The 238-nt window shown below is 32.8% G+C and carries 1 pseudogene; it reads right to left on the reverse strand.

The window, feature by feature from the left end:
- A pseudogene (locus ACRHOC_RS15125) lies at positions 1–238 on the reverse strand (thioredoxin domain-containing protein); the annotation flags it as partial.

Below are 238 nucleotides of genomic sequence, written 5' to 3' on the forward strand. Positions count from 1 at the left end.
GTATCTGTTTTTCCTTTATGAATAAACCATTAGACTTTGCAACTTGCAGATAATTCTCGTCACCCAAAGCCTTATAAGCTTCTATATAGGCTTTTATCATAACTGCATTCCATGAGGTTAATGCTTTTTGGTCTAATCGTGGTTTATTTCGTTTTTCTCTTTCCGATAATAACAGCGCCTTCCAAGTTTTTAGTTTGTTATTTATTTCATCTTGTGCAATGTTGCTTGCTTTTAAAAA

The sequence above is a fragment of the Winogradskyella poriferorum genome (assembly GCF_050618035.1).
Lineage (GTDB): Bacteria > Bacteroidota > Bacteroidia > Flavobacteriales > Flavobacteriaceae > Winogradskyella > Winogradskyella poriferorum_A.